This window comes from Kitasatospora sp. NPDC048239 (genome assembly GCF_043202015.1).
GTDB lineage: Bacteria > Actinomycetota > Actinomycetes > Streptomycetales > Streptomycetaceae > Kitasatospora.
On record NZ_JBICZP010000008.1, the window covers coordinates 309,464 to 325,772 of the forward strand.

The 16,309-nt window shown below is 74.9% G+C and carries 12 protein-coding genes; 8 read left to right on the forward strand and 4 right to left on the reverse strand.

From position 1 onward, the window contains the following. Positions 1–254: 254 nt before the first annotated feature. Complete coding sequence (locus tag ACGFZP_RS23425; protein WP_392936143.1) at positions 255–1,172, reverse strand: TetR family transcriptional regulator; 918 nt, start codon at positions 1,170–1,172, stop codon at positions 255–257. 239 nt (positions 1,173–1,411) lie between these two features. Next, complete coding sequence (locus ACGFZP_RS23430; protein WP_392936146.1) at positions 1,412–3,187, reverse strand: 3-hydroxyacyl-CoA dehydrogenase family protein; 1,776 nt, start codon at positions 3,185–3,187, stop codon at positions 1,412–1,414. Positions 3,188–3,749: 562 nt separating this feature from the next. On the opposite strand from ACGFZP_RS23430, the gene ACGFZP_RS23435 reads away from it, so the two are divergent. The 5 genes from ACGFZP_RS23435 (at position 3,750) to ACGFZP_RS23455 (ending at position 11,527) form a co-directional block, all read left to right on the forward strand. Then, positions 3,750–6,428 carry an MXAN_6230/SCO0854 family RING domain-containing protein gene (locus ACGFZP_RS23435; protein WP_392936149.1) on the forward strand — a complete coding sequence of 893 codons (2,679 nt, stop codon included), beginning with the start codon at positions 3,750–3,752 and terminating at the stop codon, positions 6,426–6,428. A gap of 76 nt (positions 6,429–6,504) precedes the next feature. Beyond that, the gene (locus tag ACGFZP_RS23440) at positions 6,505–7,968 is read left to right on the forward strand and encodes a glutamine synthetase (RefSeq protein ID WP_392936152.1); all 1,464 of its coding nucleotides are present in this window, start codon (positions 6,505–6,507) and stop codon (positions 7,966–7,968) included. 3 nt (positions 7,969–7,971) lie between these two features. Beyond that, positions 7,972–9,090 (forward strand): amidohydrolase family protein, encoded by a 1,119-nt coding sequence (locus tag ACGFZP_RS23445; protein ID WP_392936155.1) that lies wholly within the window; start codon positions 7,972–7,974, stop codon positions 9,088–9,090. Positions 9,091–9,465: 375 nt separating this feature from the next. Next, a complete protein-coding gene (locus ACGFZP_RS23450) occupies positions 9,466–10,971 on the forward strand; it encodes a S8 family serine peptidase (protein ID WP_392936158.1) in 1,506 nt (501 codons plus the stop codon). Between the two features lie 190 nt (positions 10,972–11,161). Next, the gene (locus ACGFZP_RS23455) at positions 11,162–11,527 is read left to right on the forward strand and encodes a hypothetical protein (RefSeq protein WP_392936161.1); all 366 of its coding nucleotides are present in this window, start codon (positions 11,162–11,164) and stop codon (positions 11,525–11,527) included. 43 nt (positions 11,528–11,570) lie between these two features. Here ACGFZP_RS23455 and ACGFZP_RS23460 read toward each other — a convergent pair whose 3' ends face one another. Together ACGFZP_RS23460 and ACGFZP_RS23465 are read right to left on the reverse strand one after the other, a co-directional pair. Then, on the reverse strand, positions 11,571–12,464 hold the full coding sequence (locus tag ACGFZP_RS23460; protein ID WP_392936164.1) for a HipA family kinase: 894 nt from the start codon (positions 12,462–12,464) through the stop codon (positions 11,571–11,573). Positions 12,465–12,488: 24 nt separating this feature from the next. Then, positions 12,489–13,376 carry a winged helix-turn-helix transcriptional regulator gene (locus ACGFZP_RS23465; protein ID WP_392936167.1) on the reverse strand — a complete coding sequence of 296 codons (888 nt, stop codon included), beginning with the start codon at positions 13,374–13,376 and terminating at the stop codon, positions 12,489–12,491. Positions 13,377–13,487: 111 nt separating this feature from the next. On the opposite strand from ACGFZP_RS23465, the gene ACGFZP_RS23470 reads away from it, so the two are divergent. From ACGFZP_RS23470 to ACGFZP_RS23480, 3 genes are read left to right on the forward strand one after another with little or no spacing between them, the layout of a single operon-like run. After that, a complete protein-coding gene (locus tag ACGFZP_RS23470) occupies positions 13,488–14,291 on the forward strand; it encodes an ABC transporter permease (protein ID WP_392936169.1) in 804 nt (267 codons plus the stop codon). A gap of 37 nt (positions 14,292–14,328) precedes the next feature. After that, positions 14,329–15,315 (forward strand): ABC transporter ATP-binding protein, encoded by a 987-nt coding sequence (locus ACGFZP_RS23475; protein ID WP_392936172.1) that lies wholly within the window; start codon positions 14,329–14,331, stop codon positions 15,313–15,315. Next, positions 15,312–16,274: an ABC transporter permease gene (locus tag ACGFZP_RS23480; RefSeq protein WP_392936174.1), complete on the forward strand. Its 963-nt coding sequence runs from the start codon at positions 15,312–15,314 to the stop codon at positions 16,272–16,274. The genes ACGFZP_RS23475 and ACGFZP_RS23480 overlap by 4 nt, the downstream gene beginning before the upstream one ends. Positions 16,275–16,309: the final 35 nt, after the last annotated feature.

Genomic DNA, 16,309 nt, shown 5'->3' on the forward strand with positions numbered 1-16,309 from the left:
GCTGCTCGCCCCCGGGGTGTGGGAGCGCCTGACGACGGCGCGCCGAGGTGGGGAGCCGCGGCGCCGCGACTGGTGGGTAACAAGGTAGTGGCACCCTGTGCCACTCGTAAAGACACCGGGTGTCATCAATTCAGGTGAATCAAATCCCCGTTCGACCGCCCGGTCGCGGGCCTTGCGCGGGCATGCGAAGGGCCCGTACCGGCAATCCGGTACGGGCCCTGGAAAACTGCTCCGACCTGCGGAAATGCTCCCGCTCAGGCCTCCCGTGCGCCGCTCAGCGCGGCTCTGATGCTGTCCACCACCACGTCCAGCGGGGCGTCGGTGCGGGCCACTGTGATGAGTACCTCACCTCCGGGGCTGGCACTCAGTGCGCTCACGGCGGCGGCCTCCAGCGGCGTCACACTGGCACCGGGTGCCACCAGAGACCCACGCCGACGGGCGCCCGGTGCCGCGGACGCCCAGAAGGTGCCCCGGATCACCTCGAAGGAGTGGTCCAGCTGCGCCTCCACGTCGCCCCGGCCGCCGGCCCGCAGCCAGCGCCGCAGCACGTGGTTGTGCGCCGCCACGACCGCCGCCGCCGACACCTCGGCCAGCATCGAGTCGTCCTCGCCGCCGCGCTGCCAGCCCGGCGGGATCTCCTCGGCGGTGTCGAAGCGCCCGAGCAGGTAGCGGGTGAACAGCCGCTCGTAGCGGGCCACCACCGCGATCTCCCGCTCGCGCAGCGCCGGGACCTGACGGATCAGCTGGTACCGCGCCACCGACACCGCCGGGGTGGAGGCGTACATCCGCAGCACCTCCTTGATGCCCCGGCAGACCACGTCCAGCGGGTGCTCCTCGGACTCGGCGCTGGCCAGCAGGTCGGCGACCCGGACCAGGGTGTCGTCGTGGTCCGGGAAGATCGCCTCCTCCTTGGACCGGAAGTACCGGAAGAAGGTCCGCCGGGCCACTCCGGCGGCGGCCGCGATCTGGTCGACCGTGGTCTCCTCGTAGCCCTGCGAGGCGAACAGCTCCATCGCGGCCGTGGCCAGGTCCTGGCGCATCTGCTGGCGCTGGGCGGCCGCCCGGCGGCTGCCCGGCCCCGGCTCGGCGGCGGCCGGCCCGGCACCGGACGGCCGGTCGGCGCCGCGCGGTACGGCGGAGTGCTGCGGGGAGGCTGACTGAACCCGATCCATGGCCGGAACGCTACACGCCCCCGGCCCCGGCCCTGCGGGCCTTCCCCGGCGGACCGGCGCGACCGGGCCGGTCACGGCCGGTCTCGGCCACCGGGCGGACACCGTACCGGGGATCCAGCCGGTCCGCGGCTGCCCGGTCGGCACCGCTCCGGTCGGCACCGGGCCGACCGGCAGCGCGCCCCCGGCCGACGCGCCGCCGCCCACCGGGCCCGCGCCGGGCCCGCCCGCCGACGGCGTGCTCACCGGCGCGCGTGGTCGCGGAAGCCGCGGCCGGTCTTGCGGCCCAGGCAGCCCGCCGCCACCAGGTGCTCCAGCAGCGGCGCCGCCGCCAGCCCCGGCTCGCGGAACTCCTGGTGCAGCACCTGCTCGATGGTCAGCGAGACGTCCAGGCCGACCACGTCCAGCAGCTCGAACGGGCCCATCGGGTAGCCGCAGCCGAGCTTCATCGCGGTGTCGATGTCGTCCACCGTCGCGTAGTGCTCCTGCAGCATCCGCACCGCGTCGTTCAGGTACGGGAAGAGCAGCGCGTTGACGATGAACCCGGCCCGGTCGCCGCACTCCACCGGGTGCTTGCGCACCTTGGCGCACAGCTCCAGCGCGGTCGCGGTGACGTCCGGGGCGGTCAGCACGGTGGAGACCACCTCGACCAGCTTCATGGCCGGCGCCGGGTTGAAGAAGTGCATGCCGACCACGTCCTGCGGCCGCGAGGTGGCCGTGGCGCAGCTGATCACCGGCAGCGAGGAGGTGGTGGTGGCGAGCACCGCACCCGGCTTGACGATCTTGTCCAGGGTGGCGAACAGCTCCTGCTTGACCGCGAGGTCCTCGGCGACCGCCTCGACCACCAGGTCCACCTGGGCCAGCTCGGCGTACTGCCCGACCGGCGTCACCAGGGCCAGCGCCGCGTCGCGCTGCTCCTCGGTCAGCCGGCCCTTGGCCACCGAGCGGTCCAGCGACTTCGCCAGCTGGACCTTCGCCCGGTCCGCCTTCTCCTGGCTGCGGGCGGCCAGCAGCACCGGGTGGCCGGCCTTGGCGAACACCTCGACGATGCCGGTGGCCATGGTGCCCGAGCCGCAGACGCCGACGCTGCGCACCTCGCGGCCCGGCACCCGGGCGGTGGCGCCGCCGGCGGCCGCGTCGACCGCCTTGGAGGAGCCCGGTGCCTCGTAGGTGTAGAAGCCCCGGCCCGACTTGCGGCCCAGCAGCCCGGCCGCCACCAGCTGGCCGAGGATCGGCGCGGGCGCGTGCAGGCGGTCCCGGGACTGCTCGTACATCGCCTCCAGCACCGTGCGGGCGGTGTCCACGCCGATCAGGTCGAGCAGCGCCAGCGGGCCCATCGGCAGGCCGCAGCCGAGCCGCATCGCGGCGTCGATGTCCTCGCGGGTGGCGTACCGGGACTCGAACATCGCGGCGGCCTGGTTCAGGTACGCGAAGAGCAGGCCGTTCACCACGAAGCCGGCCCGGTCGCCGGCCGCGACCGGCTCCTTGCCGAGGTCCCGGGCGAAGGCCGAGGCGTCCACGGCCACCTGCGGGGCGGTCAGCACGGTGCGGACCACCTCGACCAGCTTCATGGTGTGCACCGGGTTGAAGAAGTGCAGGCCCAGCACCCGCTCGGGGCGGGCGGTGGCGGCGGCGATCCGGGTCACCGACAGGGCGGTGGTCCCGGTCGCCAGCACCGTCTGCGGCGGGCAGATCCGGTCCAGCTCGGCGAACAGCTCCCGCTTCAGCTCCAGCTGCTCGGGGACCTCCTCGATCACCAGGTCCGCCTCGGCGGCGGCCTCCAGCGAGGTGCCCACCGTGATCAGCGCGAGCGCCGCGGCCCGGTCCTCGGCGGTGATCCGCTCACGTGCCACCGCGTGCGCGGTCGCCTCCTCGATCCGGGCGAGCGCCCGGGCGGCGGAGTCCTCGTTGGCCTCGATGCCGATCACCCGGCGGCCGCTCTGCGCGACCGCCACAGCGACGCCGGAGCCCATCGTGCCGAGGCCGACCACGGCGACCGTGGGGAAGGGACGCTTCATTGTCCTGACTCCTTGTCATGGGAGGCCCGCGCGCGCTCCGGCGGGCGCGCCGCCGCGCCCGTACGCCGGGGGCGGCCGCCGCCGGAGGAGGGTTCGCGCGCGGGGGCTTGGGAGATGACGGTTGCGGCGCACGCGCGCAGCCGCCGGTCCGCTCCGGCCGTGCTGCAGGTGTGCCGTGGTACTCAGGCGCTCAAGGTGAAGGAAGCGGCTCTGATACGAGGAGAGAATCCGGCCCGCCGCGATCCGCGGCACCGGCCGGTGAAAGACGCACCGCCAACCGCCGCCCGCCACGCGCGAATCCCGCGCGCCGACGAACGACCCCGCCGGTGCGGCTCCCGAAGCCCGGCGGTGGTGCGTGCGGTCACTGTAGCGAAGCTACCGCCGAGTAGGAAGAGGGCGGAGGAGCCCTTCTGCGGAAATTCGTTCGGTGCACCGAGCGGGCTTCGCTAGGGTGGGCGGCGCGGGGGCGGCTCCGCGGCGTGCTTCCTTCTCTCATCTCCAAAATGACCCGAGTGCGCCCACTCTCCGCCCCCGCTTCGTCGTATCTCCGGGGGATCCACCAGTGAAGAAGCAGAGCACCACCGCGCCCGACACCCGCCTCGACGACTACCTGCTGCGACGGCTCGGCGCCGTCGCCGTCCCCGGCGGCGGGGCCGGGGAGTCCGACCCGTGGAGCGCGCGCGGGCTGCTCGCCCTGGAGGCGGACCTCGCCCAGCGCGGACACCTGCTGACCGCTCCGCTGCGCGCCGCGCTCGGGCGGCTGCGGCCGGCCGCGCTGGCCGACACGGGGCAGGCGCTGCTGCGCCGGCTCGACGCGGCGACCGGCGCCGACCGCAAGCACCAGGCGCTGTTCCGGCGCTTCCCCGACGGCGTGCCGGACCACGCGCACAGCTACTACTCCGCGCACGTGCGCGCCTTCCTGCTCAACCAGCCGAACCAGATCTGCGCCTGCTGCGAGTGCGTCGGCGCCGAGTCCGGCATCGGCGCCCTCGCGCCCTGCGCCCACCTGCTCTGCGGCGACTGCTACGACGAGCTGGCCGACCACGCCTGCCCGCTCTGCGGCACCCCGATCGCCGAGCAGCGCCACCTGTCGCTGGACGCCAAGGCCGTGCGCAACGCCGCCCGCGAGCACGGCCAGGACACCCTGCTGCGCCCGCTGCGGCTGGCCGAGGGCACCGACCCGGCCGCCGCCGCGGCCGCCGAGCTGGGCCGGCTGCTGGGCCGCCGCACCCCGCTGAACCCGCAGGACCGCGAGGACCTCGCCCTGCTGCTCGACCACGCCCCCGCCGACCCGGCCGACTGGCTGCCCGCCGACATCCCCGTCCGGGAGAGCCGGGCCACCGTCCTCACCGCCCTGCTCCGCAGCGACCAGGCCACCGCCCGGCCGCTGCTCGCCGCCCACCTCACCACCGCCACCGACGTGCTGCGGCTGATCTGGGCCTGGTCCGGCGCCGAGCCCGACCTGCTGCCCGCCACCGCCAAGGGCCTGCGGCTGCGCAACCTGCCCCGCCCGCTGCGCCGCGACCTGCTCGCCGTCCTGGACGCGCTCCCGCTCGGCACCCTCGCCGAGGACCTCGGCCGGCACCGCGCCGCCTGGCTGCGCGCCGGCGAGCTGCTGCACCCGTACGAGCACCGGGCCCGGTTCCCGTACGCCACCGCCGCGTTCGCCGTGCTCCGGCAGAGCGACCTCGACCTGCACGGCCTCGGACCCGAGCTGCGCGAGGCGCCCGCCCCGCTGCGGGTCGCCGAGACCCCGGGCGGCCACACCCGGCTGGTCGTCGCCACCTTCGCCGCCCGGGTCGAGCGGGCCCTCGCGGGCGGTGACGTGCCCGCCGCCGTCGCCCTGCTGGCCCGCCGCCCCGGCGAGCTGGTCCGCCGACTGCACCACCTGCTGCGGGTGCACGCCTCCTGGAGCCCCGGCGAGCCGCTGCCCGCCGCACTCGCCGAGGCCCTGCCCGCCGCCCTGCGCAAGGTCGCGCCCGGCCCGCTGCTCGGCGCGTACGGGCGGCTGCGCGGCCCGCGGGAGGTCGGCGAGCGCCGGCTCTACTTCCCGCGCGGGCGGGTCTCGCTGGCGCACGCCCGCGACGACTGGGGCACCGAGGTCCCGGCCGCGCTCAGCGCCCCCGTCTGCACGCTGATCGAGGCCGAGCTGCTGCGCCGGGCCGGCGGGCACGAGCGCTTCGACCTCGCCGTCCTCGACGAGGGGCTGGCCGACCTGGTGGTCCCGTTCGCCGAGCGGGCCAGTGCCAAGACGCTGGTCGCCCTGCCGCGCGGCAGCGTCCAGCGGCTGCCCGACGGCGGCCGGGTCCGGCTCTTCCTGCACTGGATGCAGACCCCGCACCAGCGGGTGGACCTCGACCTCTCGGTGGCGCTGTACGACGAGCGGTGGGAGTTCGTCGGCCTGTGCGACTACACCCGCCTGGTGTACGGCAAGCGCGCCGCCGTGCACTCCGGCGACTTCACCTCGGCCCCGCCCCCGCACGGCGCCACCGAGTACGTGGACCTCGACCTGCCGGCGCTGGCCGAGGGGGGCGCCCGGTACGCGGTCGTCATCGTCTTCAGCTACAACGACGTCCCGTTCGAGGAGCTCGCCGACGCCTTCGCCGGGTTCATGGAGCTGGACGCCCCGGAGGCGGCCCGCCACCGCAGCGGCCACTTCCGGGCGGAGGCCGTCCGCCAGCGGCTCGACCTGAGCGGGGACGCCAAGATCTGCGTCCCGATGATCGTCGACCTCGGCCGGCGCACGTACACCTGGACGGACCTCAACACCGGCACCTCCGGCGCCTTCCACAACGTCTGGCGCTACCGGGACCGGATCGGCGCCCTGGCCTCGGACGTGCTGGCGCACTTCGCCGAGGGCTCCCGCGCCACGCTCTGGGACCTCGCCTGCGCCACCGCCGCCGCCCGCACCGACGAGGTGCTGGTCCGGGACCGCTCCGGCGGCGTGCTCAGCAGCTACCGCCGGGCCGCCGGCGAGCCGGTGGCGGACTTCGCCGAGCGGCTGCGCGAGGGGTACGGGGCCGACGGCAGGGTGACGGGCCCGGGCCTCGACCGGGTGCTGGCCGAGCAGCTGGTCCTGCGCCGGGTGTTCACCGCACTGGTGCACGCCGACGTCCCGGTGCCCGTCCCCGTCTCGGGCGCGCTCTACCGGCTCTACCCGGGCCCGCTGGACGCCGCGCCCGACACCCTGGAGCGGCTCACCGCAGGGGATCTGGTGGCCCTGTTCGACCCGGAGGGGTGAACGGGCGGACGGGCGTCCGCCCGAACCACCCGATAGGGGAATTCCCCCTGGTCAGCGGGCGCGGCAGCATGGAGGAATGAGCACCGGAACCGTCGCGTCCGCAGGCCTCGCCGACTCCTCCGAGCCGCCCGTCGGCCCCACCGGCCCTGCCGGCCCCGCCGGTCCGGCCGCCGTCGCGCTGCCGCCGCGCGCCGAGCGGGCCGAGCGGGCCCGGCAGGCCGCCGAGCGGCTGCGCGCGGGCGGGGTGGAGGCGGTGGCCGTCACCTGGGTGGACAACGCCGGGATCGCCCGGGCCAAGGCGGTACCGCTGGACGGCCTGGTGCACGCGGCCCAGTGGGGCGTCGGCGCCGCGCCCTGCTTCGACGTCTTCCTGGCCGACGACTCCATCACCACCAGCCGGCTGATCGGCGGCCCGACGGGCGATCTGCGGCTCTACCCGGATCTCGACCGGGTCGTCCCGCTGGCCGCCCAGCCCGGCTGGGCCTGGGCGCCGGGGGAGCGGTACACCCAGGCGGGCGGCCCGCACCCGGGCTGCCAGCGGCTGTTCGCCCGCCGGATGGAGGCCGCCGCCGCCACCCGCGGGCTCGGCGTCAAGGCCGGCATCGAGGTCGAGTGGACGGTCGCCCTGGCCGGCCCGCCGCAGCAGGAGCCGCAGTACCCGACGTACGGCCCGGCCTACGGCATGCAGCGGCTGACCGACCTCTCCGACTACCTGCGGGACGTCCTGCGCGCGCTCGGCGAGCAGGGGCTGACGGTGCTCCAGATCCACCCCGAGTACGCCCCGGGCCAGTTCGAGGTGTCGCTCGCCCCCGAGGGCCCGGTCGGCGCCGCCGACACCTCCGTTCTGGTCCGGCACACCATCCGGGCGGTCGGCGCCCGGCACGGGCTGCGGGCCTCCTTCGCCCCCGTGGTCGAGGCCGGCGCGGTCGGCAACGGCGGCCACCTCCATCTGAGCCTGTGGCACGACGGGCAGAACCTCGGCCGCGGCGGCCCCGGCCCGCACGGGCTGACGGCCGAGGCCGAGGGCTTCCTCGCCGGGGTGCTCGGCGCGCTGCCCGAGCTGCTGGTGCTCGGCTGCTCCAGCCCCGCCGGGTACCTGCGGCTGGTGCCCTCGCACTGGGCCGGCGCCTACCAGTGCTGGGGCCTGGAGAACCGGGAGGCCGCGCTGCGGCTGGTCACCGGCTCCTCGGGGGAGCGCTCCACCGTCGCCAACGCCGAGGTCAAGTGCTTCGACGCCACCGCCAACCCGTACCTCGCGGTCGGTGCGGTGCTCGCGGCCGGCCTCGCCGGACTGGACCAACGGCTCGCGCTGCCACCGGAGTTCACCGGCGATCCGGCCCATGCCGCACCCGGGACGGTCCCCCGGCTGCCGGCCGGCCCGGCCGAGGCGGTCGCGGCCTACCAGAAGTCCGCGGTGCTCCGCGAGGCGCTCGGCGACCCCCTGTTCGAGGCGGTGCTGGCCGTCCGGCAGGCGGAGGTCGAGCAGTACGCCTCGGCCACCCCCGAACAGCTGGTGGCGGCCACCCGCTGGCGGTACTGACCGGTGGCCCCGCTGGACGTCCCCGCACTGGTCGACCACCACTGCCACAGCGTGGTGGCGGCCGAGCTCGCCGACGACGTCCTGGCCGGGCTGCTCACCGAGTCCGACCGGCCGCCCGCGCCCGGCTGCTCGCCGTTCGACAGCGCGCTCGGCCTCGCCGTCCGCCGCTGGTGCCCGCCCGCGCTCGGGCTCCCGGCACACGCCCCGGCCGCCGACTACCTGGCCCGCCGGCGCGAGCTCGGCGCCGCCGAGGCCACCCGGCGGCTGCTCGCGGCCGCCGCCCTGGACACCTGCCTGGTGGACACCGGGCTGACCACGGCGGGCGGCCACCCGCTGCTGCCGCTGGGCGAGTTCGCCGAGGTGTCGGGGGCCCGGGTGCGCGAGGTGGTCCGGCTGGAGGCCGTCGTCGAGTCGCTCGCCCCGGCGGCCGCCGACTGGCCGGCCGCCGTGCGTGCGGCGCTGGAGTCGGCGGCGGCCGGCGCGGTGGCGGTCAAGTCGGTGCTGGCCTACCGCAGCGGCCTGGCGGTGCCCCCCGAGCGGCCCGCCACCCGGGAGGTGGTCGCCGCCGCCGGGGCGCGGCTGCGGGCCGGCCGCGGGCGGCTGACCGACCCGGTCCTGCTGCACCACCTGCTGTGGACGGCCCTGGACGTCTGCGCCGGGCTCGGTCTGCCGCTCCAGCTGCACACCGGCTTCGGGGATCCGGATCTGACCCTGCACCGGGCCGACCCGTCGCTGCTGACGGGGTTCGTCCGGGCGGCCGAGCCGAGCGGCGTGCCGCTGGTGCTCCTGCACTGCTACCCGTACCACCGGCAGGCCGGCTGGCTGGCCCAGGCCTTCCCACAGGTGTACACCGACCTCGGGCTGACGGCCTCCTACGTCGGCCCCCGGGCGGCCGCCGTGCTCGGCGAGATGCTGGAGCTGGTGCCGTTCGGCAAGCTGCTGTTCTCCACCGACGCCTACGGCCTGCCGGAGCTGTACCTGGTCGGCGCGGCCCAGTTCCGGCACGGCCTGGGCAGCCTGCTGGACGGCTGGCGGGCCGACGGCGCCTGCACGGCGGCCGACGCGCAGCGCCTCGCCCGGCAGGTGGCCGCCGGCAACGCCCGCCGCCTGTACCGGCTCTGACCGCCACCCCGGCCCGGCGTCGAACGCTGCCCGGCCCGGCTCCGACCGCCACCCCGGCCGGGTGCTGACCGCCACCCCGCCCCCGCCCGGTGCCGGGGAATCGGCCGAGGGCGCGCCGCCGTCACCCGTCTGGCGGGTTGTTCGCGGTGGATCGTCTGCGCTCGGCCGAATTGACGGCGCGGGGAAGCCAGTTTATTCACCGTATGGATTGACATCCCGTCCGTGGCCTGGAGTCATCGACCTCGCAAGTGTTCGAACTGTGTCGATTAGATGACTACCTCTTGCGGATTGCAACGCATGTTCACTAGCGTCCCGATCATTCCAGTGCACCTGCCAACCGCAGTTGTGCATGACGACTCGGGAGGGCCAACCCCTATGAGTGTTCCTCGGATCAGCCGGACCCGGTACGCCGCGGTGGGCCTCGTCCTCGCCACGGCCGGCGCCATGGTGCTGCCGGCCGGTACCGCCGTCGCGGCCACCGGGGCCGAGCCGACCACCGGACCGCTGCTCAGCTACGTCGTGAACACCCAGGCCAACCACGGCCAGGTGCAGAAGGTCGAGAAGGCCATCACGACCCTCGGCGGCTCCGTGGTGTACTCGTACGAGCAGATCGGCGTGGTGATCGCCCGCTCGACCGACACCCAGTTCGCCGCCAAGCTGCGGGGCGCCAAGGGCGTCCAGTCCGTCGGCGCCAGCCGCACCAAGGGCATCACGGCCGCCGAGACCCGGAAGGCCGAGGTCGCCGCCGACCCGACCCCCGAGGCCGTCGCCGCCGCCGCGGCCGCCGGCGAGGAGCCCAACTGGGCCAACCAGTGGGACATGCGCCAGATCGGCGTGGACAAGGCGCACAAGCTCTCGCTCGGCAGCAACAAGGTCACCGTCGGCGTGCTGGACTCCGGCATCGACGCCAACCACGAGGACCTCAAGGCCAACGTGGACGCCTCGCAGTCGGTCTCCTGCATCGACGGCGGCAAGCCGAACACCGCCTTCGAGGCCTGGCAGCCCGGCGTCGACGGCGACCACGGCACCCACGTGGCCGGCACCATCGCCGCCGCCAAGAACGGCAAGGGCATCGAGGGCATCGCCCCGAACGTCAAGCTGGCCGCCGTCAAGGTGGTCGACGACGGCGGGTTCATCTACCCGGAGTACGCGGTATGCGGCTTCGTCTGGGCCGGTGAGCACCACTTCAAGGTGACGAACAACAGCTACTTCGTCGACCCGTGGATGTTCAACTGCCAGAACGACGCGGACCAGGCGGCGATCACCACCGCCGTCCGCCGCGCGGTCGAGTTCTCGCAGCGCAAGGGCGTCCTCAACGTGGCCGCGGCGGGCAACGAGAACATCGACCTCGCCCACAAGACCAAGGACGTCGCCAGCCCGGACGACACCACCCCGGGCGAGCGCCCGATCACCCAGGACTGCCTGAACCTGCCGACCGAGCTGGACGGCGTCGTTTCGGTCTCCTCGGTGGGTGTCAACGGCGACAAGTCGTACTACTCCAGCTACGGCAAGAACAAGGTCACCGTGGCCGCCCCCGGTGGCGACCGCCGCTACCAGATCCCGGACACCCCGGACAAGAACGGCCGCACCCTGTCCACCATCCCGGGTGGCAAGTACGGCTACATGCAGGGCACCTCGATGGCCTCGCCGCACGCCGCCGGCGTGCTCGCCCTGCTCGCCAGCACCTTCCCGTGGGCGAGCCCGGAGGAGCTGACCGAGATGCTGACCAGCCAGGCCGAGTCGCACGCCTGCCCGACCGCCCCGTTCAACCCGGGCGGCGCCGGTGAGTGGACCGCCAACTGCGAGGGCGGCGCGGACGACAACGGCTTCTACGGCGCGGGCATCATCAACGCCGAGAAGGCGGTCCAGTGGTGGCGCTGAGGCGCTGACACCCCGCCGGACCGGGCCTGACGGCCTGACCCGGCACTGAACCACCGAAGGGTGGGGAGCGGGACTCATCGTCCCGCTCCCCACCCTTTTTTGAGTACCGGTACTCAGGTGGCGGCCCCGGCCGGATCGCCAGAATGGACCCGTCAGCGCGACCGGGAACGTCTTCGAGGAGCAGAGCGGCATGGCACAGACCTTCAGCGGATGGCAGCCCCCGGTCCGCCAGGGCGGCGGGCGGAGCTGGCCGTGGCTGCTGGTGGGCATCGCCCAGCTGCTCGCCGCCGGCCCGATGCTGGGCCTGATGGCCGGCGGCGGGCTGGTGGTCGGTGTGATGGGGCTCGCCTCCGGCGCGGGCGTCGGCGATGTGCTGCCGGTGCTGCTGGGGCTGGTCGCGGGCCCCCTGGCGGGCCTGGCGGTACCGGCGCTGGCGCTGTTCTCGCCCTCGGTGCGCCGGGTGAACCGGGCCGCGCTCTTCGCGCTGCACTGCCTCGGCCTGCTGGTCGGCACGGCGGTCGCCTACTTCGGCTGGGTCCGCCCCGCGATGGGCTGACCGAAGGCCCGGGGCACGCCGTCGAACCCCGCCTGCGGGCCGGTCACTCCACGTGCCGGCCCCACTGCGTCCCGACGGAGGGCTTGCCGTGCAGGTCCGGGACCTCCTGGAGCCAGGCGGGCCGCCCCGCCCTGGACCGGGCGGCCCGGCGGGCCTCGGCCTCGCGCAGCTGCTCGGTGGTGGCGAAACCCTCCGGCAGCCACTCGGGCGAGCGGGCCGCCCGGGCGGCCAGATGGGCGACGTACGCGCGGCGCAGCGCCGCCACCGAGTCGAAGCCGGGCTCGTCGGCCAGCCACTGCTCGGGGACGAGCGCGAGCACCTCCTCCAGCAGCCCGGTGGTGACCAGCGGACCGAGCTCCTCGTCGGCCAGCCGGACGTCCGGCCGGTAGCCGCCGAGGGCGTGGGCGCTGAGGTCGTAGCGCTTGCCGACGGCCGCCTCGGCGCCGGCCCAGCGGTGGTGGAAGATCAGCGCGGCGCCGTTGTCGATCAGCCAGAGCCGGCGGTGCCAGACCATCAGGTTGGGGTTGTGCACGGTGCGGTCGACGTTGCCGGTGAGCGCGTCCAGCCAGACCACCCGCCCGGCCTCGGCCGGGTCGACGGGGATCATGCCGGGCTTGAAGTCGACCGCGCCGGGCAGCAGGTCCATCCCGAGGTTGATCCCGCCGCTGGCCCGCAGGACGCCCTGGATCTCGGCGTCGGGCTCGCCGTCGGCGACCGCCGGGTCGAAGTCGACCAGCCGCAGCTCCGGGACGCGCAGTCCGAGCCGGCGGGCGAGCTCGCCGACGATCACCTCGGCCACCAGCGCCTTGCGGCCCTGCGCGGCGCCGGTGAACTTCACCACGTAGGTGCCCAGGTCGTCGGTCTCCACGACGCCGGGTACCGAGCCGCCGGCCCGTAGCGGGTCGACGTAGCGCACTGCTGTCACCTGATCGAGCACACCGGCCACCCTAGCGCGGCCCTCCTACCGGCCGGGGCCCGCCACCTCGCGGGCGTCCGCCAGCGCCTGCCGGACGGCGCCCGGGATGTCGGTGACGGGGAAGACGGCCCGGCGCACCACCCGCTCGCGGTCCAGCACCAGGATCGCCCGCTTGAGCCGCAGGCCCTGGCCGACGTGGAAGGTGGGCAGCCGCAGGGCGGCCGCGAGCCGGACGTCGAGGTCGGACAGCAGCGGGAAGGGGATCTCCTCGGCCTCGGCGAACTCCCGCTGCTCGTCCGGTCGCTGGGTGGAGATCCCGCGCAGCGCCAGCCCGGCCGCGCGGAACTCCGGGTAGGCCTCGCGGAACAGCCGGTTCTCCAGGGTGCAGCCGGCGGCGCCGGGGATGGCACCCCAGGAGGCGGGCAGCGGCGCGGGCCGGCCGGTGGCGGGGTAGCAGAACAGCACGGTGGCGCCGGCCGCCGGGTCGACCGGGTCGAGCTCGCCGCCGGTGTGGGCGGGCAGGGTGAGGGCGGGCAGCCGGGTGCCCGGGAGCCCGGCCATCCGGGCGGCCTCGGCGCTGTCGGGCGCGGCGGAGCCGGAGAGCGAGCCGTCGCCGAGCAGCCAGCGGTCGGCCCAGTCCTGCATGGCGACCAGGACCGGCAGCAGCGCCCGCCCGGACTCGGTCAGCCGGTACTCGTAGCGCACCGGACCCTGCTGGTACGGCACCCGTTCCAGGACGCCGGACTCGGTAAGGTGGCCGAGCCGCTCGGTGAGCACCTTGCGGGAGATGCCCAGCTCCTGCTGGAGCTCGTCGAAGCGCAGCCGCCCGCGGGCCGACTCGCGGACGATCAGGATGCTCCACCAGTCGCCGATCACCGCCGCCGACTGGGCGATCGCGCAGTGCGCATCGTGTGCGGGCACGTCTCTGAGCACCGTTGATCCTCCTCACCGATCGAGCGGTCCATCCTTGCACCCCCTTGCGGGTTCCGAAAGGAAACTTGTAAGTTCCTTATCGGAACTCATTGAGAGATCGGGGGAACACGGATGCCCGTCGCCTGGGCGACCCTGCACCGGACCTGGACCATGACCAGCCGGGCCTACCCGTGGTCGTACGCCGTCGGCTGCCTGCTGATCGGCGTGTTCACCATCGGACTGTCCTACCTGGGCCTGCACGCCATCGGCGGCGGCTCGGTGGCCGAGGACTTCACGGCCCGCACCGGCGGCGCCGACTACCTCGGCTACATCGCGATCGGCGCGGGCGGCTACATGTTCACCGTGCGGATGCTGCTCTGGAGCAGCAAGGCGCTGATCACCGAACAGCGCCAGGGCACCCTCGGGGCGCTGCTGATCGCCCCGGCCACCCGGCTGCCGTACCTGCTCGGCTTCACCGGATTCGCGCTGCTCAACACCGCCGTCGAGGTCGGACTGCTCGGCGGCTTCGCCGCGGCGCTCGGCATCACCCTGCCGGCCTGGCACCCGCTGGCCGCCCTCGCCGGGGTGCTCGCACTCAGTGCGGCCGTGTTCGGCGTCGCCGTGCTGCTCGGCGCGCTGATGATCGTCGCCGGCGAGGCGCACATCTCGCAGAACACCGTCTTCCTCGCGGTCTCGCTGCTCTGCGGCATCACCTTCCCCAACAGCTACCTGCCCGCGCCCGCCCAGTGGCTGGCCGAACTGCTGCCGATGACCTCCGCGATGGACGTGCTGCGCGGCGCCCTCGGCGAGGGGCGGCCGCTCGCCGACCTGCTCCCGAGGCTGGTCACCTGCCTCGCGCTCAGCATCGGCTACCTGCTGCTCGGCCTGCGCCTGCTGCCCGCCGCCGAGCGCCGCGCCATCGAACGGAGCTTCTGACCGTGAACCGGACCACCCCGCACCCGGAGCCGCTGACATGATCCGCACCCACGCCCTGCGCAAGACCTTCCAGACCCGGGAGAAGGGCCTGTTCGGCCCGCGCACCGTGAAGACCGCCGTCGACGGCCTCGACCTGGAGATCCCGCGCGGCCGGGTCACCGGGCTGCTCGGCCTCAACGGCGCCGGCAAGACCTCCACCATCAAGATCCTCGCCACCCTGCTCCGCCCCAGCTCCGGCAGCGTCACCCTGGACGGCCTGGACGTGGTCGAGCACGCCCGCGAGGCCCGCCGCCGGATCAACCTGATCGCGGGCGGCGAGCGGATGGTCTACGGCAGGCTCACCGGCGCCGAGAACCTGCGCTACTTCGGCCGCCTCTACGACGTCCCCACCGCCGTGCTGCGGGTGCGGATCGGCGAGCTGCTGGAGCTGGTCGGCCTCACCGACGCCGCCGACACCCCGGTCGAGCGGTACTCGCGCGGCATGACCCAGCGGCTCTCCATCGCCCGCGGCCTGATCAACGACCCGGCCTACCTGCTGCTGGACGAGCCCACCCTCGGACTGGACGCGCCGATCGCCCGCGACCTGCGCCGGGTGGTCGCCGAACTCGCCGCCGAGGGCCGGGGCGTGCTGCTCACCTCGCACTACCTGGCCGAGGTCGAGGAGCTGTGCGAGCACGTGTACGTGATCTCCGGCGGCCGCCACCTGGCCGCGGGCAGCCCGGCCGCGCTCAAGACGGCGACCGGCAGCCACCGCAGCGTCCGGGTCACCGTCACCAACCCCTCGCCGGAGCTGTCGGAGCGGATCGCCGCCTTCACCCGCGGACTCGGCGGCCGCACGGAGCTCGAGGGCACCGGGGAGGGCGCCCTGCTGGTCACCGTCCGGCACCCGGAGGACATCGCCGGACCGCTGGCCGGTGCGATCGTGGCCGCCGGCGGGTCGATCGGCGGCCTGGAGGTCACCGAGGCCAGCCTGGAGGACGCCGTCCTCGCGCTGACCGACGCCCCCCTGGCGGTGGCCGGATGACCGGCCCGACGCCCGTCGACGCCCCGCTGTTCGCCCTGGCCGACCGCGCCCTCCCGCCGCCGCTCCCGGTGGCCCCGCCCGAGCCGCGGCCCCAGGCCCCGCACCCCGGCCGGCAGGCCCGGCGCCCCGGCCGGGCGCTGCGGCACGCCGCCAAGGTGTTCGCCGCCGAGGCGCTCAAGCAGCACCGCACCCTGTTCGGCCAGCCGCTGGTGCTCGCCTCGATGCTGCTCTGGCCGCTGCTCCAACTCGCCGCCACCTACTACACGTTGCACCCGATCGCGGCCGGCTCGGCCGCCGCCGCCCGCTGGCCGCTCGCCGCCGACCCGGCCCGGCTGCTCGGCTTCCTCGCCACCGGCGCGCTGGCCTGGGCGTTCTTCTTCTCGCTCGTCCAGTCCGCGTGGAACCTCACCTACGAGCGCACCACCGGCACCCTCGAACTGCTCTTCCTCTCGCCCGCCGACCGGCTCGTTCTGATGATCGCCAACGGCGCCGGCGCACTGCTGCAGAACGCCTGGCTGCTCACCTGCTTCCTGGGCGCCGCCGGGTTCGGCTTCGGCGCCCTGGACGTGGCCGGGCCGTGGATGTACCCGGTGGTGCTGCTCGCCCTGCTGCTGCCCGCGGTGGCCTGGGGCGCGCTGCTCAACAGCCTGATGGTGTTCTCCCGGGACTCCGCCTTCGTCTACACCGTGCTGGACGACCCGATGTGGTTCGTCGCCGGGGTCCGGCTGCCGACCTTCGCGCTGCCGGGCGTCCTGCGGGTCCTCGGTGCGGCGCTGCCGCTCACCGGCAGTCTGACGGTGGTGCGCGGAGCGCTGCTGGAGCGGCGGGGCCTCGGCGAGCTGGCCCCGGACCTCGGTTGGCTGGTGCTCCTGTGCGGGCTGCTGCTGGCCGGCGCGGCGCTGGCGCTGCGCCTCGGCGAGGCCCGGGCGCAGCGCACCGGAGGCCTCCGGCTGGCGTGACCGCCGCGCTGTGGTTGGCTTGCCGGTGAAACCGG